This is a genomic window from Streptomyces sp. L500, from assembly GCF_054551825.1.
The window spans coordinates 12881-38851 of record NZ_JBTOLC010000013.1 but is presented as its reverse complement, the minus strand read 5'-3'; the positions used below and the strand labels follow the sequence as shown (position 1 = coordinate 38851).

At 71.8% G+C, this 25971-nt stretch carries 23 protein-coding genes; 13 read left to right on the top strand and 10 right to left on the bottom strand.

Going from position 1 to position 25971, the window contains the following annotated elements:
* Nucleotides 1-9 precede the first annotated feature (9 nt).
* From ACX9I7_RS14940 to ACX9I7_RS14925, 4 genes are all read left to right on the top strand, one after another.
* Nucleotides 10-1656 (top strand): sensor histidine kinase, encoded by a 1647-nt coding sequence (locus tag ACX9I7_RS14940; RefSeq protein WP_459387600.1) that lies wholly within the window; start codon nt 10-12, stop codon nt 1654-1656.
* A complete protein-coding gene (locus tag ACX9I7_RS14935; protein ID WP_459387599.1) occupies nt 1653-2384 on the top strand; it encodes a response regulator in 732 nt (243 codons plus the stop codon). The genes ACX9I7_RS14940 and ACX9I7_RS14935 overlap by 4 nt, the downstream gene beginning before the upstream one ends.
* Before the next feature lie 68 nt (nt 2385-2452).
* The gene (locus ACX9I7_RS14930; protein WP_459387598.1) at nt 2453-3817 is read left to right on the top strand and encodes an extracellular solute-binding protein; all 1365 of its coding nucleotides are present in this window, start codon (nt 2453-2455) and stop codon (nt 3815-3817) included.
* Nucleotides 3814-4695: a carbohydrate ABC transporter permease gene (locus ACX9I7_RS14925; protein WP_459387597.1), complete on the top strand. Its 882-nt coding sequence runs from the start codon at nt 3814-3816 to the stop codon at nt 4693-4695. The genes ACX9I7_RS14930 and ACX9I7_RS14925 overlap by 4 nt, the downstream gene beginning before the upstream one ends.
* Before the next feature lie 15 nt (nt 4696-4710).
* Here the strand turns inward: ACX9I7_RS14925 and ACX9I7_RS14920 are convergent, their stop codons facing one another.
* Both ACX9I7_RS14920 and ACX9I7_RS14915 read right to left on the bottom strand, forming a co-directional pair.
* On the bottom strand, nt 4711-5178 hold the full coding sequence (locus ACX9I7_RS14920; protein ID WP_459387596.1) for a hypothetical protein: 468 nt from the start codon (nt 5176-5178) through the stop codon (nt 4711-4713).
* Between the two features lie 68 nt (nt 5179-5246).
* Nucleotides 5247-6038, bottom strand: a complete 792-nt coding sequence (locus ACX9I7_RS14915; protein ID WP_387566080.1) for a VOC family protein — start codon at nt 6036-6038, stop codon at nt 5247-5249.
* 220 nt (nt 6039-6258) lie between these two features.
* On the opposite strand from ACX9I7_RS14915, the gene ACX9I7_RS14910 reads away from it, so the two are divergent.
* The 5 genes from ACX9I7_RS14910 to ACX9I7_RS14890 all read left to right on the top strand — a co-directional run bounded on the left by ACX9I7_RS14910 (nt 6259) and on the right by ACX9I7_RS14890 (nt 11662).
* The gene (locus tag ACX9I7_RS14910) at nt 6259-6708 is read left to right on the top strand and encodes a CBS domain-containing protein (RefSeq protein WP_387566083.1); all 450 of its coding nucleotides are present in this window, start codon (nt 6259-6261) and stop codon (nt 6706-6708) included.
* A 19-nt stretch (nt 6709-6727) separates the two neighbouring features.
* Nucleotides 6728-7150, top strand: coding sequence for a CBS domain-containing protein (locus ACX9I7_RS14905; RefSeq protein WP_387566086.1), 423 nt, complete (start codon nt 6728-6730; stop codon nt 7148-7150).
* Between the two features lie 142 nt (nt 7151-7292).
* The gene (locus ACX9I7_RS14900) at nt 7293-8126 is read left to right on the top strand and encodes a carbohydrate ABC transporter permease (protein WP_387566089.1); all 834 of its coding nucleotides are present in this window, start codon (nt 7293-7295) and stop codon (nt 8124-8126) included.
* A 178-nt stretch (nt 8127-8304) separates the two neighbouring features.
* The gene (locus ACX9I7_RS14895) at nt 8305-9090 is read left to right on the top strand and encodes an ABC transporter ATP-binding protein (protein ID WP_358627182.1); all 786 of its coding nucleotides are present in this window, start codon (nt 8305-8307) and stop codon (nt 9088-9090) included.
* Nucleotides 9091-9124: 34 nt separating this feature from the next.
* Nucleotides 9125-11662: an ABC transporter permease gene (locus ACX9I7_RS14890; RefSeq protein ID WP_459387595.1), complete on the top strand. Its 2538-nt coding sequence runs from the start codon at nt 9125-9127 to the stop codon at nt 11660-11662.
* Nucleotides 11663-11809: 147 nt separating this feature from the next.
* Here ACX9I7_RS14890 and ACX9I7_RS14885 read toward each other — a convergent pair whose 3' ends face one another.
* Nucleotides 11810-12835, bottom strand: a complete 1026-nt coding sequence (locus ACX9I7_RS14885) for an ATP-dependent 6-phosphofructokinase (RefSeq protein WP_358627176.1) — start codon at nt 12833-12835, stop codon at nt 11810-11812.
* A 224-nt stretch (nt 12836-13059) separates the two neighbouring features.
* Between ACX9I7_RS14885 and pta the strand changes: the two genes are divergently transcribed.
* The 3 genes from pta to pyk all read left to right on the top strand — a co-directional run bounded on the left by pta (nt 13060) and on the right by pyk (nt 17967).
* The gene (gene pta / locus ACX9I7_RS14880) at nt 13060-15156 is read left to right on the top strand and encodes a phosphate acetyltransferase (protein ID WP_387566098.1); all 2097 of its coding nucleotides are present in this window, start codon (nt 13060-13062) and stop codon (nt 15154-15156) included.
* Nucleotides 15157-15244: 88 nt separating this feature from the next.
* Entirely contained in the window at nt 15245-16456 is a 1212-nt protein-coding gene (locus ACX9I7_RS14875; RefSeq protein ID WP_387566101.1) for an acetate kinase, read from the top strand.
* Nucleotides 16457-16539: 83 nt separating this feature from the next.
* On the top strand, nt 16540-17967 hold the full coding sequence (gene pyk, locus ACX9I7_RS14870) for a pyruvate kinase (RefSeq protein ID WP_459387594.1): 1428 nt from the start codon (nt 16540-16542) through the stop codon (nt 17965-17967).
* 98 nt (nt 17968-18065) lie between these two features.
* Here pyk and ACX9I7_RS14865 read toward each other — a convergent pair whose 3' ends face one another.
* The 4 genes from ACX9I7_RS14865 to ACX9I7_RS14850 all read right to left on the bottom strand — a co-directional run bounded on the left by ACX9I7_RS14865 (nt 18066) and on the right by ACX9I7_RS14850 (nt 22303).
* Nucleotides 18066-19415 (bottom strand): hypothetical protein, encoded by a 1350-nt coding sequence (locus ACX9I7_RS14865; RefSeq protein ID WP_459387593.1) that lies wholly within the window; start codon nt 19413-19415, stop codon nt 18066-18068.
* The gene (locus ACX9I7_RS14860) at nt 19405-19875 is read right to left on the bottom strand and encodes a DUF6114 domain-containing protein (protein ID WP_387566110.1); all 471 of its coding nucleotides are present in this window, start codon (nt 19873-19875) and stop codon (nt 19405-19407) included. The genes ACX9I7_RS14865 and ACX9I7_RS14860 overlap by 11 nt, the downstream gene beginning before the upstream one ends.
* A gap of 209 nt (nt 19876-20084) precedes the next feature.
* The gene (locus tag ACX9I7_RS14855) at nt 20085-20735 is read right to left on the bottom strand and encodes a DUF6230 family protein (RefSeq protein ID WP_459387592.1); all 651 of its coding nucleotides are present in this window, start codon (nt 20733-20735) and stop codon (nt 20085-20087) included.
* 605 nt (nt 20736-21340) lie between these two features.
* Nucleotides 21341-22303 carry a tetratricopeptide repeat protein gene (locus ACX9I7_RS14850; RefSeq protein WP_387566116.1) on the bottom strand — a complete coding sequence of 321 codons (963 nt, stop codon included), beginning with the start codon at nt 22301-22303 and terminating at the stop codon, nt 21341-21343.
* A 194-nt stretch (nt 22304-22497) separates the two neighbouring features.
* On the opposite strand from ACX9I7_RS14850, the gene ACX9I7_RS14845 reads away from it, so the two are divergent.
* Complete coding sequence (locus tag ACX9I7_RS14845) at nt 22498-23127, top strand: TetR/AcrR family transcriptional regulator (protein ID WP_459387591.1); 630 nt, start codon at nt 22498-22500, stop codon at nt 23125-23127.
* Between the two features lie 9 nt (nt 23128-23136).
* Here ACX9I7_RS14845 and ACX9I7_RS14840 read toward each other — a convergent pair whose 3' ends face one another.
* From ACX9I7_RS14840 to ACX9I7_RS14830, 3 genes are all read right to left on the bottom strand, one after another.
* Nucleotides 23137-24837, bottom strand: a complete 1701-nt coding sequence (locus ACX9I7_RS14840) for an acyl-CoA mutase large subunit family protein (protein WP_459387590.1) — start codon at nt 24835-24837, stop codon at nt 23137-23139.
* 128 nt (nt 24838-24965) lie between these two features.
* Nucleotides 24966-25304 carry a DUF3817 domain-containing protein gene (locus ACX9I7_RS14835; RefSeq protein WP_126916123.1) on the bottom strand — a complete coding sequence of 113 codons (339 nt, stop codon included), beginning with the start codon at nt 25302-25304 and terminating at the stop codon, nt 24966-24968.
* A gap of 70 nt (nt 25305-25374) precedes the next feature.
* Nucleotides 25375-25914, bottom strand: a complete 540-nt coding sequence (locus ACX9I7_RS14830) for a MarR family winged helix-turn-helix transcriptional regulator (RefSeq protein ID WP_387566125.1) — start codon at nt 25912-25914, stop codon at nt 25375-25377.
* Between the last annotated feature and the right edge of the window lie 57 nt (nt 25915-25971).

Below are 25971 nucleotides of genomic sequence, written 5' to 3'. Positions count from 1 at the left end.
CTGTCGGCCATGCGCACACCTCGCATCCGCCTCCCCCACAGCCTGGCCGGCCGGCTCTTCGCGACCCAGATCGCGCTGGTCGCCGCCGTGGTGGCCGGGTGCGCGGTCTTCGCGTACCTGGCCGACCGCGACCAGGCCGAGGAGTCCGCCCGCCGCCAGGTGACCGCGGCCGCGGCCGCCGTCGCCGCCTCCCCCGCCGTACAGACGGCCGTACGGGAGCGGGACCCGGCCGTCCACCTCCAGCCGTACGCCGAGCAGGTCCGCCGGGACACGGGCGTCGACTTCGTGACGATCATGAGCCCCGACGGCGTCCGCTGGACCCACCCCGACCCGCTCCGCATCGGCGAGCGCTACCTCGGCCACACCGAGCCCGCCCTCGAAGGCCATACGTTCTCGGAGACGTACACGGGCACCCTCGGCCCGTCCGTGCGGACCGTCGCGCCCGTGCGGGACGAGGACGGCCGGGTGGCCGGGCTCGTCAGCGCGGGTATCACCGTCGACGCGATCAGCGCCCAGGTACGCGACCAGGTCCTGGTGTTCCTCGCGGTGGCCCTGACCGTGCTGGCGTTCGGCGGCGCCGGGACCTACCTGCTGATCGCCCGGCTGCGCCGGGACACCCACGGCATGAACGCCGCCGAGCTCGCCCGGATGCGCGACTACCACGAGGCCGCGCTGCGCGCGGTCCGCGAGGGGCTGCTGATGCTCGACGGACGGCACCGGGTGGCCCTCGTCAACGACGGCGGCCGGGAACTCCTCGGCCTGCACGGGGACGTCATCGGCCTGCCCGTCACCGAGCTGGGGCTGCCGCCGTCGTTGACGGAGGCCCTGCTCGCCCCCGGGCCGCGCGTGGACGAGGTGCACCTGACCGACGAACGGGTCGTCGTCCTCAACACCTCGCCGGTGGCCGGCGGGGAACGGCACGGCACGGTCGTCACCCTGCGCGACCACACCGAACTCCAGGCGCTCTCCGGCGAGCTGGACTCCGTGCGCGGCTTCGCCGAGGCGCTGCGCTCGCAGGCGCACGAGGCGGCGAACCGGCTGCACGCCGTCGTCTCGCTCATCGAACTGGGCCGCGCGGACGAGGCCGTGGAGTTCGCCACCGCGGAACTGGAGCTCGCCCAGGCCCTGACCGACCGGGTCGTCGCCGCCGTCGCCGAGCCCGTGCTCGCCGCGCTGCTGCTGGGCAAGGCCGCCCAGGCCAACGAGCACGGCGTCGAGCTCGTCCTCACCGACGACAGCCACGTGGACGACGGGCTGCTGCCGCCCGATCTGTCCGCCCGCGACCTGGTGACGATGCTGGGCAACCTGATCGACAACGCGGTGGACGCCTCGTGCGCGAGCGGCGCCCGGCCGCCCCGGGTCACCGTCACGGTCCGGGCGGACGGCGCCGAACTCCTCCTGCGCGTCGCCGACACGGGCCCGGGCGTACCGCCGGAGGCGGCCGACGAGATCTTCCGCCGCGGCTGGTCGACGAAGACGACGCCGCCCGGGGGCGAAACCCCTGGGGGCCGTGGTCTCGGTCTCGCCCTCGTCCGCCAGGCCGCCCGCCGCAACGCCGGCACCGTCGCGCTGGCCGACGCCCCCGACGGCGGGGCCGAGTTCACCGTCCGGCTGCCGCTTCAGCACGTCCGCACCACCGAAGGAGTCCCCGTATGACCACCGTGAGACCGACGGGTCCGGACGTTCCCACGAACGCCCCGCAGGGGATCCGTGTGCTGATCGTCGAGGACGACCCCGTCGCCGCCGACGCGCACGCGCTGTACGTGGGCCGGGCGCCGGGGTTCACGGTCGCGGGGGTGACCCACTCGCGCGGGGACGCCTCGCAGTTCCTCAAGCGCACGCCGGTCGACCTGCTGCTGCTCGACATGTACCTCCCCGACGGCCACGGCCTCCAGCTCCTGCGGTCGCTGCGCGCCGCCGGGCACACGGCGGACGTCATCGCGGTGACGTCCGCGCGCGACCTCGCGGTCGTCCGGGAGGGCGTCTCGCTGGGCGTCGTCCAGTACGTGCTCAAGCCCTTCACCTTCGCCACCCTGCGCGACCGCCTCACCCGGTACGCGGAGTTCCGCGCCGCCGCGGGCGAGGCGAGCGGCCAGGAGGAGGTGGACCGCGCCCTCGCCGCCCTGCGCGCCCCGCAGCCCGCAGCGCTGCCGAAGGGGCTGGCCGGGGACACCCTCCAGGCGGTCATCGACAACGTCCGGGCGGCCGGTCCGGCGGGGGTCTCCTCCGGCGAGACCGCCACCGCCGTGGGTGTCTCGCGGATCACGGCCCGGCGCTATCTGGAGCACCTCGTGGACACCGGCCGTGCCGTCCGCGCCCCGCAGTACGGGCAGATCGGCCGACCCGAACTGCGCTACCGCTGGCTGGCGTCCACGCCACGCTGAAAGGGTTCCGCAGGGCGGCCCGGGGAACGCAGTACTCGACAGGTGCCGTAGGTGCAGGAGGTCGAGCCGTGCGCCCCACCACCCCCGTACGCCTCATCGCCCTCACCGCTCTCGCCGCCACCTCCGTGGTGGCGTGCGGGAGCGGTTCCGGCGACGACGACCCGGACACGGTCAAGGTCGCCTACCAGCGCAGCACGGACAACAAGGTCCGGATCATGGATACCTACCTCGCCATGGTCAAGAGGCGGTTCGAGCAGGAGAACCCCGGGAAGAAGCTGCGGCTCCTGCCCATCCAGGCCTCGCTGGAGGACTACTACGCCAAGATCCAGCAGATGATGCGGTCCGCGAAGACCGCCCCGGACGTCGTCCGCGAGGACACCTTCCTCATCAACTCCGACATCACCAGCGGCTATCTGAGACCCCTGGACGACAGGCTGGCCGGCTGGAAGGACTGGGACCGCTTCGTGCCGGCCGCGAAGGCGTCCGCGCGGGGCGTGGACGGGAAGACGTACGGGGTGCCGGACGGCACCGACACCCGCGCCCTGTGGTTCAACAAGGAGATCTTCGCCAAGGCCGGGCTCCCCACCGACTGGCGGCCCCGGACCTGGAACGACGTCCTCGACGCCGCCCGCGCCGTCAAGCGCGCCGTCCCCGGCGTCGTCCCCCTCAACGTCTACACCGGCAAGGGCGCCGGCGAGGCCGCGACGATGCAGGGCTTCGAGATGCTGCTGTACGGCACGGGCCCGGACCCGCTGTACGTACCGGCGAGCAGGAAATGGGTCGTGGGGAGCAAGGGTTTCCGCGATTCCCTGGAATTCGTCCGCACCGTCTACGCCGAGAAGCTCGGCCCGGATCCGTCCGACGCGCTCGACCCCAACATCTCCACCCACGTCGCCACCGACTGGCTCCCCGCCGGCAAGCTCGCCATCGACCTCGACGGGAACTGGCTCGGCAAGTACTGGATCGACTCCGGCGCGAAGCCATGGCCCCGCTGGACGACGGTCATGGGCCGTACCGCCTTCCCCACCCAGGACGGCCGCGACCCGGGCCGGGTGAGCCTCTCCGGCGGCTGGACGTGGTCGATCGGCGCCAAGTCGGCGAAGGCGGACCTGGCCTGGCGGGCCATCGCGTTCCTGCAGACGCCGGACAACGCGACGGAGTGGACCGTGCGCGACGGCCAGATCGCCGTCCGGGACGACGTGGCCGCCTCCACGAAGTACCGTTCGTCCATGCCGGGCATCGGCTTCTTCACCGACCTGGTCAAGGACACCCACTGGCGGCCCGCGCTGCCCGTCTACCCCCGGGTGTCGAACGCCATTCAGGAGGCCATGGAGTCCGTCACGACGGGCGACGCCGACGCGGCGAAGGCGGCGCGGACCTACGACGAACGGCTGCGGTCGATCGTGGGCGGGCCGGGTGTGACGACGCGATGACGTCCTCCAGGTCCGCCTCCTCCGCCCGCCGGGCAGCGCGCTGGCTCCCCCTCGCCCCGGCCACCACCCTCCTGATCCTCTTCCTGGCGGGCCCGGTCGCGTACTGCGTGTGGCTCGCCTTCACCGACACCCAGCTGACCGGCCAGGCCACCGCGTCCTTCGTCGGACCGGCCAACTTCCGCCGGGCGTTCGGGGATCCGGACTTCCGTAACGCGGTGGTGCTGACACTGGTCTTCACCGTGGTCTCCTCCCTTCTCGGGCAGAACTCGCTGGGATTCGCGCTGGCCGCTCTGATGCGGCATGCGTCGAAGGCCGTCCGGACGGCGACGGGCACGGTCGTGGTCGCGGCCTGGGTCGTGCCGGAGATCGTCGCGGGGTTCCTGCTGTACACGTTCTTCAACCGGCGCGGCACGCTCAACGCGGTGCTGGAGATGCTCCATCTCCCGCAGCAGAACTGGCTGTTCACACTGCCGATCCTGGCGGTGTCGTTCGCGAACGTCTGGCGTGGCACGGCGTTCTCGATGCTGGTCTACTCGGCGGCGCTGGCGGAGATCCCGCAGGACGTGACGGAGGCGGCGGAGGTCGACGGCGCGCGCGGCCTCCGCCGCCTCTGGCACATCACCCTGCCGCTGCTGCGGCGCTCGATCGGCACGAACCTCATGCTCAACACCTTGCAGACGCTGTCCGTGTTCGGCCTGATCTGGGCCATGACGCGCGGCGGCCCGGGGAACCGCAGCCAGACGCTGCCGGTGTTCATGTACGACCAGGCGTTCCTGAAGTCGCTGATCGGCTACGGCACGGCGGTGGCGCTGTTGCTGCTGGTGGTGGGGGCGCTGTTCGCGGCGGTGTACGTGCGGCTGCTGAGGGAGGACGTCTAGACACCTGGACTACGCCTAGGGGCCGTCGTAGTAGCGCTCGTCGGCGACGAGGACGGAGGTGAAGCACACGGGGAGGCCGTCGCGCTCGCGCGGGACCTCCTGCGAGGTCATCCGCGTGAACCCCAGGGTCACGCCGGGGATGCTGGTGTACTCCTCGTCCGGGTCCTCGACCGTCCAGCCCCGGGCGGCCGCGCGGCGCAGGACGTCCCGGGCCGGGACGGTGAAGACGTCGTCGCCGTCGAGGAGGACGCGCGTGCTCGAGGTCCTGCCCTCCCCCGGCCACCACAGCTCGACGGCGGTGACGCGGTCCCGCTTCTCCAGCAGCACCTGGAAGCCGATGCCGTCCAGGCTCGTGGAGATGAGCCCCTCGCGGGCGGTCCGCGGCGCCCCGAAGGTCTGGGTGACGGCGGCGAGGGCCTCGGCGTAGGTCATGCCGAGCCGCACGGGCGCGACGCCGTGCGGCGGGTCGAGTACGAGATCCATGAGGGGGAAGAATACTGTCCTGACCTGTCCTGACCTGGCCTGACCGGCGCGGACGTCATGCCGCGGGGCTAGGCCGCCACCTGGATCGGCGGGTTCGGCTTGATGACGGCGTAGGGCGCCCCGAAGGGGTCCGCGAGCCAGGCCATGCGGCCGATGTCGGGGACGTCGGAGGCGGGCATCAGCACCGACCCGCCGGCGCCCTGGGTGTTGGTGACGACCTCGTCGACGTCGGTCACCGAGAAGTACGGGATCCAGCGGGGGACCTCCGACTCGTCCCGCAGGGGGACGACGCCGCCGAAGGAGGCGTCCTGCTGGTCGCCCTCCGCCGTGGAGAGGACCGTGTACGTCATGCCGGGGACCTTGATGTCCTCGGAGCGCCAGCCGAAGACGCCCCGGTAGAAGGCCTTGGCGGCGGTGGGGTCGCCGGTGTGGAGCTCGGCCCAGCACAGGGCGCCCTCGTCGGACGCCTTCTCCAGGCCGGCGACGGCCGCGGGCTGCCAGACGGCGAACTCCGCGCCGCCCGGGTCGGTGAAACAGCCCATCCGCCCGGCCTCCATCACGTCGAACGGCGCCACGCGGACCGTGCCGCCGCCCTGCTCGACGGCCTTGGCCGTGGCCTCGGCGTCGGGCGTCCGGAAGTAGACCGTCCACGCGGAGCTCGCGCCCTCGTCGGTGAGGGGGCCGAGGGCGGCGACGGTGCTGCCGCCGAGCTTGAAGAAGCCGTATCCCCCGGCCTCGGGGCCGGCCGACTCATAGGACCAGTCGAAGACGCGGCCGTAGTAGGCGGCGGCCGCGTCGGTATCGGGGCTGCCGAGGTCGAGCCAGTTGGGGGCGCCGGTGACAAAGTTCGTGGTGAGCATGGTGGCGTGCTCCTTCGGGACTTCCTTCGGGTTTCCCCGGCCGGATTTCAGTCTCGCACCGGCCACTGACACGCGCCCGGGGAGTGGCGGGGCCGCGCCCCACCCGGACGTCACCCGAACGGAGCAGCCCTCCGATGGCCGGGCGGCGCGGCGCGGGAGAGGATGGAGGTGCCGGGCGCACCGGCCGGTCGTGCCCGGAGCGACGAAGGGAGTTTCGGTCATGGCCCGTACCACCGGCGGACGACCGCTCACCTGCCGCGACATCATGCACGAGGGTGTGCGGTGCATCGGAGCGCACGAGTCCCTCTTCGAGGCCGCGAAGCTGATGCGCGAGCTGAACGTGGGCTCGCTGCCGATCTGCGGCGACGACAACCGGCTCAAGGGCCTGGTCACCGACCGCGACATCGTCGTGGAGTGCGTGGCCACCGGGCGCGACCCGGCGTCCGTGGAGGCCGGCGCCCTGGGCGGCGCGCTGCACTGGATCGACGCGGACGCGAACGCGGCGGAGGCGCTGGAGGCCATGGAGATCCACCGGATCAAACGGCTCCCGGTGATCGACGTGGCGGACGGCCACCGCCTGATCGGCATGATCAGCGAGTCGGAGCTCGCCAAGAACCTCACGGACGAGCAGATCGCGGAGTTCGCTGGACGGGTCTTCGCGGCCCCCTGACGACTGGAGGCTGGTCATCATGACCAGAGCCAAGGACATCATGCACGAGGGCGCCCAGTGGATCACGCGTGACGAAACGCTGACCCGGGCCGCCCAGGTGATGCAGATGCTCGACGTGGGCGCCCTGCCCGTCAGCGACGACAACGGGCGGATGTGCGGCATCATCACCGACCGGGACATCGTGGTGAAGTGCCTCGCCCAGGGAGGAAACCCGGACAGGGCCACGGCGGGCGACCTCTGCGAGGGGACACCACGGTGGATCGACGCGAACGCGGATGTGGAGGACGTGCTGCACGAGATGGAGAGCCACAAGATCCGCCGCCTGCCGGTCATCGAGAACAAGCGGCTGGTCGGCATGATCAGCGAGGCGGACGTGGCCCGGCACCTGCCGGACAGCCAGGTCGCCGAGTTCGCGGGGATGATCTACTCGACGGCGAAGTGACCGGCGCGGCGCGCGGGCCGGAGCCGCCGTTCTCGTAGCCCCGGGCCCCGGCGGGCACGCCCTCTGCTGCCCGGCCCGTGCGCGCGCTACGCTCCGAGCGGCTGACGCGCGCGGAGCCGCGCGCGTCGCGCACGGAGGTGCCATGCGCCCGTCCACCCGCCGCTTCCGTCACCGGCTGGCCGCCGACGCGGCGCTGCTCGTGCTGCTGGCGGCCTTCGCCGCCCCGCTCGTCTGGCTGCTGCTGGCTTCCGTCGACGCCGAGGCCGGGCTGCGGGTGCGGATGCCGGCCGGGCCGACGGCGGAGAACTTCTCCGCCGTCCTCACCGACGAGATCACCTTCACGCCCATGCTCAACAGCCTGCTGCTGTGCGGCGGGGCGACCCTGATCACGATCGTGTGCGCCGCGCTCGCCGCGTACCCGCTCTCGCGCCACCGCTCACGCTTCACCAGGCCCTATCTGCTCGGCGTGCTCTTCGCGACGTGCCTGCCGATCACGGCGGTCATGGTGCCGGTGTACGGGCTGTTCGTCCGGATCGACCTCATCGACACGATCCAGGGCACCGCGCTCTTCCTCGCGACCGCGCAACTCCCCTTCGCGATCTGGCTGATGAAGAACTTCATGGACGGCGTGCCGGTCGTCCTCGAAGAAGCGGCGTGGACGGACGGCGCGGGCCGCCTCCAGACGCTCGTGCGCGTCATCCTGCCGCTGATGGGGCCGGGCCTCGCGGTCGTCACCATCTACTGCTTCATCATGATGTGGGGCAACTTCTTCGTCCCCTTCATGCTGCTGCTCACCCCGGACCAGCTGCCCGCGTCCGTCAGCATCTTCACGTTCTTCGGGAACTACGGCCAGGTGGCCTACGGCCAGCTCGCCGCCTTCTCGATCCTCTACTCGACGCCCGTCGTCCTGCTGTACGCCCTCATCGCCCGCCGCCTGGGCGGCGGCTTCGCGCTGGGCGGGGCGGTGAAGGGATGAGGTCGTCCCACCCGTCCCCGGGATGACCCCGTCCGTCTGAAGTACTACGCGTCCGCGCCCCCACGAGACCCGAGACCGACGCCGCATTCCGGTCGTTCGGCTGACGTTTCGCGGGTGGGGCGCGCCAAGAATTGGAGGTGCTGATTCCCCCTTTACCCCACCCCTCCGGAGGAGACCCGTGTCCCACACGGCCGCTTACGCCGTCCCCCGCTCGCCCGCCGGCGGTGCCGTCGCCGCCCGTGCCACCGGGCTGAGCAAGGTCTACGGGCAGGGCGAGACCCGGGTGGCCGCCCTGGACTCGGTGTCCGTGGAGTTCCGGCGTGCCGAGTTCACCGCGATCATGGGGCCGTCCGGTTCCGGGAAGTCGACGCTGATGCACTGCATGGCGGGCCTGGACTCCATCTCCTCGGGCTCCGCCCGGATCGGGGACGTCGAGCTCGGCTCGCTCGGGGACCGGCAGCTCACCCGGCTGCGCCGGGACCGCGTGGGCTTCGTCTTCCAGGCGTTCAACCTGCTGCCCACGCTCTCCGCGCTGGAGAACATCACGCTGCCGCTGGACATCGCGGGCCGCCGGGCCGATCCCGAGTGGCTCCAGCGGATCGTCACCACGCTGGGCCTGTCGGGGCGGCTGGCGCACCGGCCGAGCCAGTTGTCCGGTGGGCAGCAGCAGCGCGTGGCCGTGGCCCGGGCGCTGACCGCCAAGCCCGAGATCGTCTTCGCCGACGAGCCCACCGGCAATCTCGACTCCCGCTCCGGCGCCGAGCTGCTGGGCTTCCTCCGCGAGTCCGTCCAGGCGCTCCGGCAGACGATCGTCATGGTCACCCACGACCCCGTCGCCGCCTCCTACGCGGACCGCGTGGTCTTCCTGGCCGACGGGCGGATCGTCGACGAGATCCACGCGCCCACCGCCGACGCCGTCCTCGACCGAATGAAGGCGTTCGACGCCAAGGGCCGTACCAGCTGATCACCGCCGGATCCGAATCCCAGGACTGAACCCCATGTTCCGTACCGCCCTGCGCAATCTCCTCGCGCACAAGACCCGGCTGATGATGACCGCCCTCGCGGTCCTCCTCGGCACCGCCTTCGTCTCCGGCACCCTCGTCTTCAGCGACTCCGTCGGCGGCGCCTACCGCGACCGGCTGTCCAAGAGCCTCGACGACGTCGCCGTCTCCGTGACGGCGGGCGGTCCCCGCACCGACCCGAAGGAGCAGGCCACCGCCCTCGACGACGCGATGGTGAAGCGGATAGCCGCCCTGCCGGGCGTGGCCTCCGTACGGCCGTCCGTCAACGGCATGCCGATGATCGCCGACCGCCACGGCGACCCCGTCGGCGGCGACTGGGGCAGCGACGGCGCCAACTACGTCCCCGGCAAGGACGGCAAGGACAGCCGCTACCCGCTCGTCAAGGGCCGCGGCCCCGCCGCCGAGGGCGAGATCGCCCTGGACGCGAAGACCGCCGGGAAGGCCGGCGTCACGCTCGGCGGCACCGTGCGGCTGGCCGTCGACGGCCCGGTCATCGAGAAGAAGCTCGTGGGCGTCGTCACGACCGACAATCCCCGTGTGAGCGCGGGCGCCGGCCTGGCGCTCTTCGACACCGCGACCGCGCAGAAACTCTTCGGCAAGCCCGGCGAGTTCACCGAGCTCGTCGTCTCCGCGGCCCCCCGCACCGACCAGACCGCGCTCACCGCCAAGGTCCGCGCCATGCTGCCGAAGACCTTCGAGGCCCGCAGCGGCCAGGAACTCGCCGCCACCCAGGCGAAGATGATCGACGAGCAGACGAGCTCGATCCGCAAGACCCTGCTGATCTTCGCGGGCATCTCCCTCTTCGTCGGCGTCTTCATCATCGCCAACACCTTCACCATGCTGATCGCCCAGCGCACCCGTGAGATCGCGCTGCTGCGCGCCGTGGGCGCCTCCCGCCGCCAGGTGGTGCGTTCGGTGCTGATCGAGGCCGGGCTGCTGGGCCTGATCGCCTCCGCCCTGGGCTTCGTCCTCGGCATCGGCGTCGCCACCGGCCTCCACCCCGTGCTCAACGCGACCGGCGCGAGCCTGCCCGACGGGCCGCTGGTCATCACGCCCTCGGCCGTGCTGTCCGCCCTCGGGGTGGGCGTCGTGGTGACCGTCCTCGCCGCGTGGCTGCCGTCCCGCAAGGCCGCGCGGATCGCCCCCGTCGAGGCGCTCGCCTCCGTCGAGGCGGCACCCGCCGTCCGGAGCCTCGTGCTGCGCAACTCCCTCGGCGCGGCGCTCACCGCCCTGGGCGTGGGAGTCATGCTGTACGTCACGAGGTTCAAGGACAGCGGCGGCATCACTTACGCGATGGCGGGCTCGGCGCTCACCCTCGCCGGCCTGATCGTCCTGGCCCCGCTGCTGTCCCGCCCGCTGGTGCGGCTCTTCGGCCGCCTCGCGATCCGGCTCCACGGCGTCAGCGGCAAGCTCGCCCGGGAGAACGCCCTGCGCAACCCGCGCCGCACCGCCGCCACCGCCTCCGCGCTGATGATCGGCCTCACCCTGATCACCGGCCTGACCGTGGGCGCCGTCTCGGCGGACCGGGGCATGTCCACGATGGGCGCCCCGGACATGACGGCCGACTACAAGGTCAGCTCCACCAGCTACCTCGGCCTCTCCCCCGAGATCGCCAGGACGCTCGCCGGTCAGCCCGGCGTCGCGGCGGCCGTGCCGCTGCGCTCGGTCGGCTTCCAGGCGGACGGGAACCCGGGGATGGTCACGGCCACGGACGTGACGGCCCTCGGCAGGGTGCTCGACGTGAGCGTCGTCGGCGGCTCGCTCGCCGGCGTACGCGGCACGACCGCCGTCGCCGTCTCGGACAAGTTCGCGAAGGAGCACCGCCTGACGGTGGGATCCACGCTGCCGATGGCGTTCTACGACGGCAAGAAGGCCGCCCCGCGCGTCGTGGCCGTCTACAAGGACACCGCCCTCCTGTCCTCCGTCCTCGCCGCCCCCGCCCTCGTCGACCCGCACCAGGAGAAGGTGCGCGACTCCCAGGTGCTGGTCAAGGCCGCCCCGGGCAAGGCGGGGGACCTCGCCGGGAAGATCAAGGAGACGCTCGGCAAGAACCCCTTGATCAAGGTCCAGAGCCAGGACGACCTGCGCCGCCACGACGCCGGGAGCATCGACGACATCCTCTACCTGATGTACGGGCTGCTGGGCATGGCTGTCGTCATCGCCGTCGTCGGCGTCGTCAACACCCTGGCCATGTCGGTCTTCGAGCGGACCCGGGAGATCGGGATGCTGCGCGCGATCGGCCTGGACCGGCGCGAGGTCAAGCGGATGGTCCGGCTGGAGTCCGTGATGATCGCGATGTTCGGCGCGGTGCTGGGCGTCGGGGCCGGGGTGTTCCTCGCCTGGTCGACGGGCCACCTGCTGCGCTCGTCCTTCCCGCAGTACGAGATGGTCGTGCCGTGGGGCCGCATCGCGGTGTTCCTGCTGCTGGCCCTCGCGGTCGGGGTGCTGGCCGCGGTCTGGCCGGCCCGCCGGGCGGCGAAGCTCGACACGCTGGAGGCGATCGGGGCGCAGTAGCGCCGGGCCCATGAACGAGGGCCCCCTTCCGACCTGGTCGGAAGGGGGCCCTCGACGTACAGCGCCCCGAAGGGGCGCGGGGAACTGCGCGACCGGCCACGACGCACCCGCGGATGACCTATCGGACCTCCAGCGGAGCGCTCAGGCTTAGAAGACGGACTCCGCCTCGTCCATGCGGTCCTCCGGGACGCGCTTGAGCTCGGTGACGGCGTCGGCCAGCGGCACCATGTGGATGTCCGTGCCCTTGAGCGCGGTCATCTTGCCGAAGTCGCCCCGGTGGGCGGCCTCGACCGCGTGCCAGCCGAAGCGGGTGGCGAGGACGCGGTCGTACGCGGTCGGCGTGCCGCCGCGCTGGACGTGGCCGAGGATGACCGGGCGGGCCTCCTTGCCGAGGCGGCGCTCCAGCTCGGTGGCGAGCTTGGTGCCGATGCCGGCGAAGCGCTCGTGGCCGAACTGGTCTATGGCGCCCTTGGCGTAGTCCATGGAGCCCTCGGCCGGGTGGGCGCCCTCGGCGACACAGATGACGGCGAACTTCTTGCCCCGGGCGAAGCGTTCCTCGACCATCTTGACGAGGTCGGCCGGGTCGAAGGGGCGCTCGGGCAGGCAGATGCCGTGGGCGCCGCCGGCCATGCCGGACTCCAGGGCGATCCACCCGGCGTGGCGACCCATGACCTCGACGACCATCACCCGCTGGTGGGACTCGGCGGTCGTCTTGAGCCGGTCGATGGCCTCCGTCGCGACGCCGACGGCGGTGTCGAAACCGAAGGTGCGGTCCGTGGAGGAGATGTCGTTGTCGATGGTCTTCGGGACGCCGACGACGGGCAGGCCCGCGTCGGAGAGCATCTTGGACGCGGTGAGCGTGCCCTCGCCGCCGATCGGGATCAGCACGTCGATGCCGAGGTCGCGGGCGAGCTCCTTGGAGCTCTCGCAGGCCTCGCGCAGCCGGGCGCGCTCCAGGCGGGAGGAGCCGAGGATGGTGCCGCCGCGGGCCAGGATGCCGCTGACGGCGTCCAGGTCGAGCTTGCGGTGGCGGCCGTCCAGCAGGCCCTTGAAGCCGTCCTCGAAGCCGATGACCTCGTCGCCGTGGCCGACGAGCGCCCGGTGTACCACCGAGCGGATGACAGCGTTCAGGCCGGGGCAGTCGCCGCCTGCCGTGAGGACTCCGATGCGCATCGTGCTGTTTCTCCTGCTCGCTACTGGTACCTGTGAGCCAGGCCGATTGTTTCATGGGCCGACGGCCCGCGTCGCATTCCGCCATCACCCTCCTGACGAGCGCCTTATCCACGAGCGCAGGTATTGTCAAGAGGTCAAGCCCACCCTAACGGGTTTATTTTCAGTCGAGAACTAGCCGAGTTCTGGCCGAGTACGAGTAGCCGAATACGAGTAGGAGAGCACGCGTGACGCGCAGCGTGTACGTGACCGGGACCGACCGGGGCGACGGGCGCCAGGTCATCGAGCTGGGAGTCATGGAGCTCCTGACCCGCCATGTGGAGAAGGTGGGCGTCTTCCGTCCGCTCTTCCACGGCGACGGCCCCGACCGCCTCGTCGACCTGCTGCGGTCGCGCTACCGGATGGCACAGTCCCCCGACAGCGTCGTCGGCATGACCTACAACGAGGCTGCGGCCCTCCAGGCCGAGCGCGGCACGGACGAGCTGGTCTCCCAGCTCGTCGAGCGCTTCCACGCGGTCGCCCGCGACCACGAGTACGTGCTCGTCCTCGGCACCGACTTCGCGGGCACCACCCTCCCCGACGAGCTGGCCCTCAACGCCCGGCTGGCCAACGAGTTCGCCGCGTCCGTGATCACGGTCGTCGGCGGCCAGGAGCAGTCGGCCGAGTCGGTGCGCGCCGAGGCCCGCAACGCCTTCCGCGCCTACCACTCGCTGGGCTGCGACGTCGTCGCCCTGGTCGTCAACCGGGTCGCCCCGGCCGACCGCGAGGCCGTCGCGGAGCGGCTCTCCGCGAGCCTGCCCGTACCCTGTTACGCCCTGCCCGAGGACAGCGCGCTGTCCGCGCCGACCGTGCGCCAGATCGTCCAGCAGCTGGGCGCCGAGGTGCTGCTCGGCGACGAGTCCGGGCTGGCCCGCGACGCCAAGGACTTCGTCTTCGGCGGCGCCATGCTGCCGGTCTTCCTCCCCGCCCTGACCGAGGGCTGCCTGGTGGTCACCCCCGGCGACCGCGTGGACCTGATCGTCGGCGCGCTGGCCGCGCACAGCGCCGGCGCCCCGGCCATCGCCGGTGTGCTGCTGACCCTGGACGAGCGCCCGGGCCCGGACATCCTCGCCCTGGCCGGCCGGCTGGCCCCGGGCACGCCGGTGGTCTCCGTGCCGGGCGGGTCCTTCCCGACCGCCGCCGAGCTCTTCGCCGTCGAGGGCAAGCTGGAGGCGTCCTCGCCGCGCAAGGCGGAGACGGCCCTCGGCCTCTTCGAGCGCCACGTGGACACCGCCGAGCTGACGAACCGCATCTCCGTGGCCCGCTCCGAGCGCGTCACGCCCATGATGTTCGAGCACGAGCTGATCGAGCGCTCCCGCTCCGCCCGCCGCCGCGTCGTCCTCCCCGAGGGCACCGAGGAGCGGGTGCTGCGCGCCGCCGACGTGCTGCTGCGCCGGGACGTCTGCGACCTGATCCTGCTGGGCGAGGAGGACGCGATCCGCAAGCGCGCCGCCGAGCTGAGCATCGACCTGGCCGACGCCCAGCTGATCGACCCGGCGACCTCGCCGCTGCGCGAGCGCTTCGCCGAGATCTACGCCAAGGTCCGCGCCCACAAGGGCATGACGGTCGAGCTGGCCCACGACGTCGTCGCCGACGTCTCCTACTTCGGCACCCTGATGGTCCAGGAGGGCCTGGCCGACGGCATGGTCTCCGGCGCGGTGCACTCCACCGCCGCCACCATCCGCCCCGCCTTCGAGATCATCAAGACGGCGCCGGGCGCCCAGATCGTCTCCTCGGTCTTCTTCATGTGCCTGGCCGACCGGGTCCTGGTCTACGGCGACTGCGCGGTCAACCCCGACCCGAACGCCGAGCAGCTCGCGGACATCGCCATCCAGTCCGCCGAGACCGCGCAGCAGTTCGGCGTCGAGCCGCGCGTGGCGATGCTGTCGTACTCCACCGGCACCTCCGGCTCCGGCGCGGACGTCGACAAGGTCCGCAAGGCCACCGAGCTCGTCCGGGAGCGCCGCCCCGACCTGCTGGTCGAGGGCCCGATCCAGTACGACGCCGCCGTCGACGCCCGGGTCGCCGCGACCAAGCTGCCCGGCTCCGAGGTCGCGGGCAAGGCCACGGTGCTGGTCTTCCCCGACCTGAACACCGGCAACAACACCTACAAGGCCGTCCAGCGCTCGGCCGGCGCGGTCGCGGTGGGCCCGGTCCTGCAGGGCCTGCGCAAGCCCGTCAACGACCTGTCGCGCGGCGCGCTGGTCCAGGACATCGTGAACACCGTGGCGATCACCGCCATCCAGGCCCAGGGCGAGCAGCGCGGCGAGCGCGTCGAGCCCTGACCCGGCCCGCGGGGCCGGGGCACGCCGCCCCGGCCCCGCGACCCTTGAGCCCCCTCCTCGCACCCGCACCCCCACACGGAAAGCCCCGATGACTTCCAACGCCACCCGAGTACTCGTCCTCAACTCCGGTTCGTCCTCGCTCAAGTACCAGCTGCTCGACATGGCCGACGGCGCCCGGCTGGCCGCCGGCCTGGTCGAGCGCATCGGCGAGGAGACCTCGCGGCTGGCGCACACCCCGCTGGCCTCGGGCGGCGAGAAGCGCGAGCGCACCGGCCCGATCGCCGACCACGACGCCGCGCTCCAGGCCGTCGGGGAGGAGCTGGCCGCCGACGGGCTGGGCCTGGACTCCCCGGAGCTGGCCGCGATCGGCCACCGGGTCGTGCACGGCGGCAGCGAGTTCACCGAGCCGACCCTGATCACGGACGAGGTCGTCGCGGAGATCGAGCGCCTGATCCCGGTGGCGCCGCTGCACAACCCGGCCAACATCACCGGCATCCGCACCGCGCGGCACCTCCGCCCCGACCTGCCGCAGGTCGCGGTGTTCGACACCGCCTTCCACACCACGATGCCGGAGTCGGCCGCGCGCTACGCGATCGACACCGAGACGGCCGACGCGCACATGATCCGCCGCTACGGCTTCCACGGCACCTCGCACGCGTACGTCTCCCGCGAGACCGCCAAGCTGCTGGGCAAGGCCCCGGAAGAGGTCAACGTCATCGTGCTCCACCTGGGCAACGGCGCCTCGGCCTCCGCGGTGAAGGGCGGCCGCTGCGTCGACACCTCCATGGGCCTCACCCCGCTGGAGGGCCTGGTCATGGGCACCCGCTCCGGCGACCTGGACCCGGCGGTGCTGCTCCACCTGTCCCGCAACGCCGGGATGTCCGTCGACGAGATCGACTCGCTCCTCAACAAGAAGAGCGGTCTGATCGGACTGTGCGGCGACAACGACATGCGCGAGATCCGCCGGCGGATCGACGAGGGCGACGAGCGGGCGGCGCTCGCCTTCGACATCTACGTCCACCGGCTGAAGAAGTACATCGGCGCCTACTACGCGGTCCTGGGCAAGGTCGACGCCGTGGCCTTCACCGCGGGCGTGGGCGAGAACGCGGCCCCGGTCCGCGAGGCCGCCGTGGCGGGCCTTACGGAGCTGGGCCTCGTGGTGGACGCCGGGCTCAACGAGATCCGTTCGGGCGAGCCGCGGCTGATCTCCCCCGAGTACGCGCGGGTCGCGGTCGCCGTGGTCCCGACGGACGAGGAGCTGGAGATCGCCACGCAGACGTACGCGCTGGTCAGCTCTTGATCAGCGGATCGTCATGATCCGTTCCTTGGTCTTTCCCACAGCTCGAATATTCCGCTCCGAAACAAACCGATAGGATCTGCCCCATGCGCCGTTCCAAAATCGTCTGCACCCTGGGCCCTGCCGTCGACTCCTTCGACCAGCTGAAGTCGCTGATCGAGGCCGGTATGAACGTGGCCCGTTTCAACATGAGCCACGGGTCCCACTCGGAGCACGAGGAGCGGTACAACCGCCTCCGCAAGGCCTCGGAGGAGACCGGCCGCGCGGTGGGCGTGCTGGCCGACCTCCAGGGCCCGAAGATCCGCCTGGAGACCTTCGCGGACGGCCCCGTGGAGCTGGTGCGCGGCGACGAGTTCACCATCACCGCCGAGGACGTCCCGGGCGACCGGACGATCTGCGGCACGACCTACAAGGGCCTGCCCGGCGACGTCGCCAAGGGCGACCAGATCCTCATCAACGACGGCAACGTCGAGCTGCGGGTCACCGAGGTCGACGGCCCGCGCGTGAAGACGATCGTCATCGAGGGCGGCGTCATCTCCGACCACAAGGGCATCAACCTGCCCGGCGCGGCGGTGAACGTCCCGGCGCTGTCCGAGAAGGACGTCGAGGACCTGAAGTTCGCGCTCGCCATGGGCTGCGACATGGTGGCGCTGTCCTTCGTCCGCGACGCCAAGGACGTCCAGGACGTCCACCGCGTCATGGACCAGGTCGGCCGCCGGGTACCGGTCATCGCCAAGGTCGAGAAGCCGCAGGCCGTCGACAACATGGACGAGGTCGTCATGGCCTTCGACGGTGTGATGGTGGCCCGTGGCGACCTGGCGGTGGAGTACCCGCTGGAGCGCGTCCCGATGGTGCAGAAGCGCCTGATCGAGAAGTGCCGCCGCAACGCCAAGCCGGTGATCGTCGCGACCCAGATGATGGAGTCGATGATCACCAACTCCCGCCCCACGCGCGCCGAGGCGTCCGACGTCGCCAACGCCATCCTGGACGGCGCGGACGCGGTCATGCTCTCCGCCGAGTCCTCGGTCGGCGCGTACCCGATCGAGACCGTCAAGACGATGTCCCGCATCGTCGAGGCGGCCGAGCAGGAGCTGCTCTCCAAGGGCCTCCAGCCGCTGGTCCCGGGCAAGAAGCCGCGCACGCAGGGCGGTTCCGTCGCCCGCGCCGCGTGCGAGATCGCGGACTTCCTGGGCGGCAAGGCGCTCGTCGCCTTCACCAAGTCCGGTGACACCGCCCGTCGCCTGTCCCGCTACCGCACGACACAGCCGATCCTGGCCTTCACCACGGACGCCGCGACCCGCAACCAGCTCACCCTGAGCTGGGGCGTCGAGACCTTCGTCGTCCCGCACGTGGACAACACGGACGCGATGGTCGACCTGGTCGACGCCGAGCTGCTCAAGCTCAAGCGCTACACCGAGGGCGACATCATGATCATCACGGCGGGCTCCCCGCCCGGCATCCCCGGCACCACCAACATGGTGCGGGTGCACCACCTGGGCGGCGAGAACCGCTAGGTTCCGGCGCCGGTACGCGTAACGACGGCCGTGGCCGCCGTCCCCCTCGCGGGGGCGGCGGGCCACGGCCGCGTCGTACCGGCCTCTCCGGCTCCGGCCTACGGATACGTGCCGTCCGTCTGGTACTGGTGGAGGTTCGGGATGTGCAGCGTCCCGCCGAACTGCCCCGCCTGACGGATCTTCACATTGGTGAAGAAGATCGGGATCGGCAGCTTGAGTCCCGGGATCAGCGGCGGCAGGCTCGTCGGCGACTGGGTGGACGGGAGGATCCCGAGGAGCTTCCCCTTCAGCTCCTCCGTGTACATGGTGACCTTGCCGCCCGTGAGCGTCGAGGTCGTCCCCATGCCGGCCACGTGGTACTGCTTGCCCTGGTTGTTGACGATCTGGTGGAGGTCCCTGATCTCCAGGGCGTCCGCGGTGAACTTGAGCACGGTCTTCTGCTGCTTGTTCGCCATCGTGACGCGCTTGACGCCCTCATAGGTGAGACCGGTCAGGGTGAGCTTGCTCGCCTCCAGGTACCAGGGCTGGTCGGGGAAGGCGTGGCCCTCGTTCTCGTCGACGACCGTGCCCTTGGGGCAGGGCCCCGGCTGCTTGCCACCGGTCCCGCCGGAGGGCGAGGCAGTGGGCGAGGGCGATTCCGGCGCGGAAGCGGGGGGCGAAGAGGTCGCGGACGGGGAAGGCGTCGCGGACGCGGGCGGCTTCGGCTCGGCCGTCGGCCCTGCCGCGGCCCTGCCCGGCTTCGGCGGCTTCGGCAACGCCCCCTGCGCCGATGGCGAGGGTGACGTCGAGGGCGAGGGTGACGCCGACGGACCGGTCCCGGCGGTCGGCGCGACCGGCGTGACCGGCTGCGTACCGCTCTTCCCACCGGTCAGGATGTCGGTGAGCTTCTTGCCGAGACCCAGCGGATCCAGCGGGTTGACCGTCCCGGAGGGCGGGGTGACCGCTGCCGGACCGCGATCCGGCACGGGCGAGTTCGTCGCGGGCCGCGAGCCGGACGACGAGGCGGGGGGCTCCTGACCCCGGTCCACCGGTGCCGACGACCGTTCCTCGGCGCCGGGCGTGGTCTTCGACCGGGCCGTACCCCCGGCCCCGGGGCGCTCGTTCGTGCCCGAGTCCGCACCCGCGGCCGTACCTGTACCCGTACCTGTACCCGCGGCCGTACCCGCGGCCGACGGTGTCGGCGAGGGCGTCCCGCGCTCCGCCGCGTCCGGCTCCGGAACCGTGTCCGGCGCGGTCACGCATCCCGCTTCCCCGAAGGGGTTCAGCGGCTGCGCGGGCCTGGCCTGCGCCAGCGTCGGCGTGAGGCCCATGCCCATCAGTACGGCGGTCGGCATCGCCGCGAGCGCGACCGCCTTGCCGGCCGGCATGTTCAGCCGGGCCAGCAGCGGCTTTCTCGGCGCCGCGTGGCGCGGACCGCTCCCGCCGCCGTGCGCGTGGTCAGTCGGCACGGTGCCTCCCGTCGGGCTCACCGGCCGCCGGGACGGCCGACTCGGACCGCGGCTCCCCCGGCGCCTCTCCCGGCGCCCAGGACACCCCGAGGCCGCCGCCGATCAGCGCCAGCAGGAATCCCACCAGGAAGGCGCCGAAATTGGAGACGACGAGGGAGACCAGCGCGAGGAGGATCGCGGCGACGCCGGCGAAGACCCTCGACTGCGGCTGGTACCACATGGTCAGGCCCAGCACGATCAGCAGTACGCCGATGATCAGCGATCCGGCGCCGGCCGTCGTGGCCATCCGGAACTGGAGATCGCCCAGCGAGACCGTCTGGTAGGGGATGTACATGACCGGGACCCCGGCCAGGATGCACAACAGGCCGCCCCAGAAGGGGCGTCGGCCCCGCCAGTCCCAGAACGAACGGCGGGTGCGGCCGAGCGTGTCGATCAGCCGTGGTCGCGTATCGGCGCTCATGGTGTACAGCTCCTCGGGACTGGCGAATCGGTGGTGCGTGGCGCTCAGTGACAGGTGCGCTCAGTGACGCGTGGCGCGCACGGGCGCGGTCGTGCTCACGGACGCGGTCGTGCTCACGGACGCGGTCGTGCTCATGGGCGCGGTCGTGGTCGCGGAAGGCGGCCGGTGACGGGCGTGGGGCCGGGCGGCCCGGTCCCACGCCCGTCCCGTCAGTCGAGCTCCGAGTCCTTGAAGCACTCGTCCTTGCCGAAGCCGACCTTCATCTTCAGGCCCTTGAGGGTGAAGGTGCCCGCGGTGGTCGCCCATGCCCGCTGCTTGGCGTCGGTGAAGGTGACCCGCTTGGCCTGCTGGGCGAACGAGCCCGGCACGTACTTGTCGCCGGCGTGCGGGCCGGGGCCCTTGCCGGCGCCCTTGCCCTTGAGGGTGTCGTCCACCGAGACGCCGATGTCGATGTCCTCGAACTGCGCGTCGGCCTTGAGGGCTTCGGCGTCGATGTAGAGCTGCTTGGCGTCGACGGCTTCCTTGTCGCCCGCCGTGAGCTTCATCGACACATCCTGGCCGATCAGCGGGATGGGCACGACGACGGACTGGCAGAGGTTGTTGATCGTCGCGTGGTTCACGCCGACGACCGCCACCGGGTGGGCACCCTTCGAGTTCTGGTCAAGGGCGCCGTACTGGACGAAGTCCTCGCCCACCATCTTCCCGGCCTGGACCTTGAACTGCTGGCCCGAAACACTGAACGACGCCGCGAGGGCGCCCTGCGCGACGGCCACACCGACCGCGGCCGACGCCGCGACACCGGGCACCATCACGACGGCGAACCTGCGCCATCTGGTCCCGCCACGAGTCCGGTCCTTCACGACTGTCCTCCTTCTCGGACGTACACCCCCGGTACGGGCCGGCTGCCCGTGCGGGGATGGGAGAAGAGCTACGTCCTCGGGAAGAAGAGCGCCGTCGCATCCGCTGGCGCCTGCCGCGCCCGTCACACACCGGCGATCACCCCCGAGCGACAACCACTGGCCACGCCTTCGCGCAACCTCCGGAACAGGCCCCGCCGTTGGCGCACGGGGACCCCCCTGTCCCAGGACCGGCGGACGGTGCCGCCGGCCCGCCCGGTGGGGACCCGCGACCCGCGCACGACCGATGGCCGGGCGGGGAGCGGACCGGGCTGGCCCGATCGTGGTCCATCGGGGGCCGGGGCACAAGAGGTTGATTACTTGCGAGTAACGAGCGGATAACCAACGAGCGGCCGGTATGTATCGCCACCGGACCGCCCGGCGCCGGAACGTGATCGAGGCCGAGGGGGCACAACAGAAAAACCCGGGCGAAAGCCCGGGTTTTCCTTACCGCGCGTAACAGCGGCCGCGTTTGCCAAGTTTTGGTAAAGCGCGGTCGCCCGTTCCGTATGTGACGCGGGAGGGACGAGTGCCCGTCGAGCGCGTGTCGAGTGCCCGTCGAGCGGCTGTCAGAACAGGGCGCGGGACAGCGCGGTACGCGCCGCCGTCACCCGGGGGTCGTCAGGACCGATCACCTCGAAGAGCTCCAGCAGCCGCATCCGCGCGGCGTCGCGGTCCTCCCCGGCCGTCCGCTTCACGGTGTCGATCAACCGCCCGAAGGCGTCCTCGACATGGCCGCCGACGAGATCGAGGTCGGCCGCCGCGATCTGCGCGGCCGCGTCGCCCGGCGCGTCGGCCGCGGCCTTGCGCACCGCCTGCGCGTCCATGCCCTGGACGCGCTCGAGGAGCCGCGCCTGGGCGAGGCCCAGCTTGGCCTCGGCGTTGGCCGGGTCGTCGGACAGCACGTTCTCGTAGGCACGGACGGCACCGCCCAGATCGCCCGCGTCCAGCGCGTCGTGCGCGGCGGACAGGGCGGCGTCATGGGGGCCGGCGGGCACCGTCGGGGCGGCCGCTTCTTCGCCCTCACCCGGCGCGACGGGCGCGCCCACGATACCGAAGCGCTGCTCGGCCACCGCGATCAGCTGGTCCAGCACCTGACGGATCTGGGCCTCGGGCGCCGCGCCCTGGAACAGCGGCAGGGCCTGGCCGGCCACCACGGCGAAGACGGCCGGAATGGACTGGACGCCGAACTGCTGGAAGAGCAGCTGGTTGGCCTCGACGTCCACCTTGGCGAGGACGAAGCGCCCCGCGTACTCGTCGGCCAGCCGCTCCAGCAGCGGGCCCAGCTGCTTGCACGGCTCGCACCAGTCGGCCCAGAAGTCGATGACGACGGGCACCTCGGCGGACCGCTGGAGGACCTCCATCTCGAAGCCGGCCTCGTCGACGTCGAAGACGAGGCGGCCCGCGGCCGGGGCCACGCCGTGGCGCGCCGCGTCCGCGCGCGCCTGCTCCGCCTTCTGCTTGGCTTCCCCGGCCGCCTTCACCGCGGCGAGGTCGACCACTCCACTCATGGACATGTTCCGTGGCTGCATGGCCCTATCCTCCCCCCTCGGCACGGCGAACCGGAAAACCGGCGGACGGCGGCTGACTGTTCCGCGCCGGGTCCCCACCCGGCGCCAGTGGCTGTCGCTCTTACGCTACGACCCGTAGCGTAACCGCAACGCCCCCTCCTCAACCCTGTGATCTGCCTCATACCTGGCGACCTACTCGGCGGTAAGGTCTCTCCATGAGCTCCGCCGCCCCTCCCCCGGCCCGCCGTACGGGCCGCCCACGCAGCGCCGAGGCCGATCGCGCCATCCTCGACGCGACCCGCGCGGCCCTGGTCGAGCTGGGCTGGGGCAAGCTGACCCTCGGCGACGTCGCGACCCGCGCCGGGGTCGCCAAGACCACCCTCTACCGCCGCTGGGCGGGCAAGAACGAACTGGTCGTGGACGCGGTGGCCGCCCTCTTCGACGAGCACCTGGAGCTCCCCGACCGCGGCAGCCTCCGGGCGGACATCGAGGGCGTCGTCCTCCAGTTCGCCGCGCTCCTGGAACGCCCGGAGACCAGGACGGCCCTGATGGCGGTGGTGGCCGAATCCACTCGCGACGACGCGCTGCGGAGGCGCATCCGCTCCGCGATCGTCGACCGCCAGAAGTCCCTCGTCCTCCTCGGCCGGGCCCGCGCCCAGGCCCGCGGCGAGCTCCCCCACGAACCCGACCCCACCTCGGCGGCCCGCAACGCCGACCTCATCTTCGACGTCATCGCGGGCGCGGTCGTCCACCGCACCCTGGTGAGCGCGGAACCGGTGGACGCCGAGTGGGCGCGGGGCTTCACCGCACTCCTGGTGGGCGGACTGACGGCCACGTACGGCTGACCGCAGGACTCAGAAACCCGCCGGTTCCGTGTACGTCCCCCACTCGTTCCGCAGCGCGTCGCAGATCTCGCCCAGCGTCGCCTCGGCGCGGACGGCGGCCAGCATGGGGGCGATCATGTTGGAGCCGTCGCGGGCGGCGGTCAGCATCGCGTCCAGGGCGGCGCGGACGCGGGCGTCGTCGCGGCGTGCCCTGCGGTCGGCCAGGACGCGCACCTGTGCGCGCTCCACCTCGTGGCTCACCCGCAGGATCTCCAGGTCGCCGGTGACCGAGCCCCGGTGGCAGTTGACGCCCACGACGCGCTTGACGCCCTTCTCCAGGGCCTGCTGGTGGCGGAAGGCGCTCTCGGCGATCTCGCCGGTGAACCAGCCGTCCTCGATGCCGCGGAGGATGCCGGAGGTCATGGGGCCGATGGGGTGCCGGCCGTCGGGGTGGGAGCGCAGGCCGCGCTCCTCGATCCGCTCGAAGATCTCCTCGGCGTCGGCCTCGATGCGGTCGGTGAGCTGCTCGACGTACCACGAACCGCCCAGCGGGTCGGCCACGTTGGCGACGCCCGTCTCCTCCATCAGGACCTGCTGGGTGCGCAGGGCGATCTCGGCTGCCTGCTCGCTGGGCAGGGCCAGGGTCTCGTCCAGGGCGTTGGTGTGGAGGGAGTTGGTGCCGCCGAGCACGGCGGCGAGGGCCTCGACGGCCGTCCGCACGACATTGTTGTACGGCTGCTGGGCGGTGAGGGAGACCCCGGCGGTCTGGGTGTGGAAGCGCAGCCACTGGGCCTTCTCCGTGCGCGCCCCGTAGACCTCCTTCAGCCGGCGGGCCCAGATCCTGCGCGCCGCGCGGAACTTGGCGATCTCCTCGAAGAAGTCGACGTGGGCGTCGAAGAAGAAGGACAGGCCGGGGGCGAACACGTCGACGTCGAGGCCGCGGCTGCGGCCCAGCTCGACGTAGCCGAAGCCGTCGGCGAGGGTGTAGGCGAGCTCCTGCGCGGCCGTGGCCCCGGCCTCGCGGATGTGGTAGCCGGAGACGGACAGTGGCTTGTAGGCGGGGATGGCGCGGGCGCAGTGCTCCATCAGGTCGCCGATCAGGCGCAGATGGGGCTCGGGCGGGAAGAGCCACTCCTTCTGGGCGATGTACTCCTTGAAGATGTCCGTCTGGAGCGTGCCGTTGAGGACGGCGGGGTCGACGCCCTGGCGCTCGGCGGCGACGAGGTACATGCAGAAGACGGGGACGGCGGGGCCGCTGATGGTCATCGACGTGGTGACGTCGCCGAGGGGGATGTCCTTGAAGAGGATCTCCATGTCGGCGGCGGAGTCGATCGCGACGCCGCAGTGGCCGACCTCGCCGAGGGAGCGGCCGTCGTCGGAGTCACGGCCCATGAGCGTGGGCATGTCGAAGGCCACGCTCAGCCCGCCGCCGCCGTTGGCCAGGATCTTCTTGTACCGCTCGTTGGTCTGCTCGGCGTTGCCGAAGCCGGCGAACTGGCGGATGGTCCATGTGCGGCCGCGGTAGCCGGAGGCGTACAGGCCGCGGGTGAAGGGGTACTCGCCGGGCCAGCCGATGCGCTCGAAGCCCTCGTAGGCGTCGCCGGGGCGGGGTCCGTAGACCGGGTCGACCGGCACTCCGGAGAGGGTGGTGAAATCGGCGTCGCGCTTGCGCGCCGCGTCGAACCGGGCCTGCCAGCGGCGGCGTCCCGCCTCGATCGCGTCTGCGTCCATGGGGGCCTCCGCCGCCTCGGCGTTTAGTAGGACGTCCTAGTAAATCCTCGCGCAAGAACGCCCCGGACACAAGGGACGTGTCCGGGGCGCGCGAGCCGAGCCGCCGAGGTGACTTCCGGCCGGGGCCGTCAGGCCCGTACGGGACCGGCCGCCTCGTCCGTGACCAGCGGCTCCAGCTCGCGGGAGACCTTGCGCTCGACCACGAAGGCGGCGCCCGGGATGGTGCCGGCGATCAGCACCCACGCCAGCTTGCCGAACGGCCAGCGGGCCTTGGAGCCCATGTCGAAGGCGAAGACCAGGTAGAGGACGTACAGCCAGCCGTGGGCGATGGCCACGACCCGGGTCGGGCCCGCGGCGCCGTCCATGTCCAGCAGGTACTTGGCGATGACGCCGATCGTCAGGAGGACCAGGAGGACACCGGTGACGTACGCCATCACGCGGTAGCGGGTCAGCACGCTCTTCTTCATGCAGGCGAGCGTAACGGTATGTTCCGGGGCGATCTTCGCCGCCCCGCCCTACGCGTTGCCCCGCCCCGCCCTACGCGTTCTCGTCGGCGGCGCTGTCGCCGCCCTCCTCCGTGAAGTCGTCCGCCGCCACCCGCAGGGGCCGCAGCACCCGGAAGATCTCCGCGCACTCCTCGGCGTCGTACGCGCCGAGCCCGAAGTCCATCGCCATCAGGTCCCGGGTGGCCGCGTCGACGACCTCACGACCCTTGTCGGTGATCGAGGCGAGCGTGCCCCGGCCGTCGTTGGGGTTGGGGCGCTTGTCCACGAGGCCGGCCGTGACCAGCCGGTCCACGGTATTGGTGACGGAGGTCGGGTGGACCATCAGCCGCTCGCCGATCTTCGACATCGGCAGCTCGCCCGCCTTGGAGAACGTCAGCAGCACCAGCGCCTCGTAGCGCGCGAAGGTCAGCCCGTACGGCTTGACGACCGCGTCGACCTGGCCCAGCAGGATCTGGTGGGCCCGCATGATCGAGGTGATCGCGGCCATGGACGGCACGGACCCCCAGCGCCGCTTCCAGAGCTCGTCGGCGCGGGCGATGGGATCGAAGGGGAGGCTGAGCGGCTTCGGCACGGCATCGAGCGTACCCGCCGGGCCCCTCCCGGCCGGGCCCGTCCCGGAATTCGGACA

What these genes read in the sequence shown, in the direction of transcription:
- ACX9I7_RS14940 (WP_459387600.1), top strand. Translation starts at nt 10, where the DNA reads ATGCGCACACCTCGCATCCGCCTCCCCCACAGCCTGGCCGGCCGGCTC.
- ACX9I7_RS14935 (WP_459387599.1), top strand. Translation starts at nt 1,653, where the DNA reads ATGACCACCGTGAGACCGACGGGTCCGGACGTTCCCACGAACGCCCCG.
- ACX9I7_RS14925 (WP_459387597.1), top strand. Translation starts at nt 3,814, where the DNA reads ATGACGTCCTCCAGGTCCGCCTCCTCCGCCCGCCGGGCAGCGCGCTGG.
- ACX9I7_RS14920 (WP_459387596.1), bottom strand. Translation starts at nt 5,178, where the DNA reads ATGGATCTCGTACTCGACCCGCCGCACGGCGTCGCGCCCGTGCGGCTC.
- ACX9I7_RS14915 (WP_387566080.1), bottom strand. Translation starts at nt 6,038, where the DNA reads ATGCTCACCACGAACTTTGTCACCGGCGCCCCCAACTGGCTCGACCTC.
- ACX9I7_RS14910 (WP_387566083.1), top strand. Translation starts at nt 6,259, where the DNA reads ATGGCCCGTACCACCGGCGGACGACCGCTCACCTGCCGCGACATCATG.
- ACX9I7_RS14905 (WP_387566086.1), top strand. Translation starts at nt 6,728, where the DNA reads ATGACCAGAGCCAAGGACATCATGCACGAGGGCGCCCAGTGGATCACG.
- ACX9I7_RS14900 (WP_387566089.1), top strand. Translation starts at nt 7,293, where the DNA reads ATGCGCCCGTCCACCCGCCGCTTCCGTCACCGGCTGGCCGCCGACGCG.
- ACX9I7_RS14890 (WP_459387595.1), top strand. Translation starts at nt 9,125, where the DNA reads ATGTTCCGTACCGCCCTGCGCAATCTCCTCGCGCACAAGACCCGGCTG.
- ACX9I7_RS14885 (WP_358627176.1), bottom strand. Translation starts at nt 12,835, where the DNA reads ATGCGCATCGGAGTCCTCACGGCAGGCGGCGACTGCCCCGGCCTGAAC.
- ACX9I7_RS14875 (WP_387566101.1), top strand. Translation starts at nt 15,245, where the DNA reads ATGACTTCCAACGCCACCCGAGTACTCGTCCTCAACTCCGGTTCGTCC.
- pyk (WP_459387594.1), top strand. Translation starts at nt 16,540, where the DNA reads ATGCGCCGTTCCAAAATCGTCTGCACCCTGGGCCCTGCCGTCGACTCC.
- ACX9I7_RS14860 (WP_387566110.1), bottom strand. Translation starts at nt 19,875, where the DNA reads ATGAGCGCCGATACGCGACCACGGCTGATCGACACGCTCGGCCGCACC.
- ACX9I7_RS14850 (WP_387566116.1), bottom strand. Translation starts at nt 22,303, where the DNA reads ATGCAGCCACGGAACATGTCCATGAGTGGAGTGGTCGACCTCGCCGCG.
- ACX9I7_RS14845 (WP_459387591.1), top strand. Translation starts at nt 22,498, where the DNA reads ATGAGCTCCGCCGCCCCTCCCCCGGCCCGCCGTACGGGCCGCCCACGC.
- ACX9I7_RS14840 (WP_459387590.1), bottom strand. Translation starts at nt 24,837, where the DNA reads ATGGACGCAGACGCGATCGAGGCGGGACGCCGCCGCTGGCAGGCCCGG.
- ACX9I7_RS14835 (WP_126916123.1), bottom strand. Translation starts at nt 25,304, where the DNA reads ATGAAGAAGAGCGTGCTGACCCGCTACCGCGTGATGGCGTACGTCACC.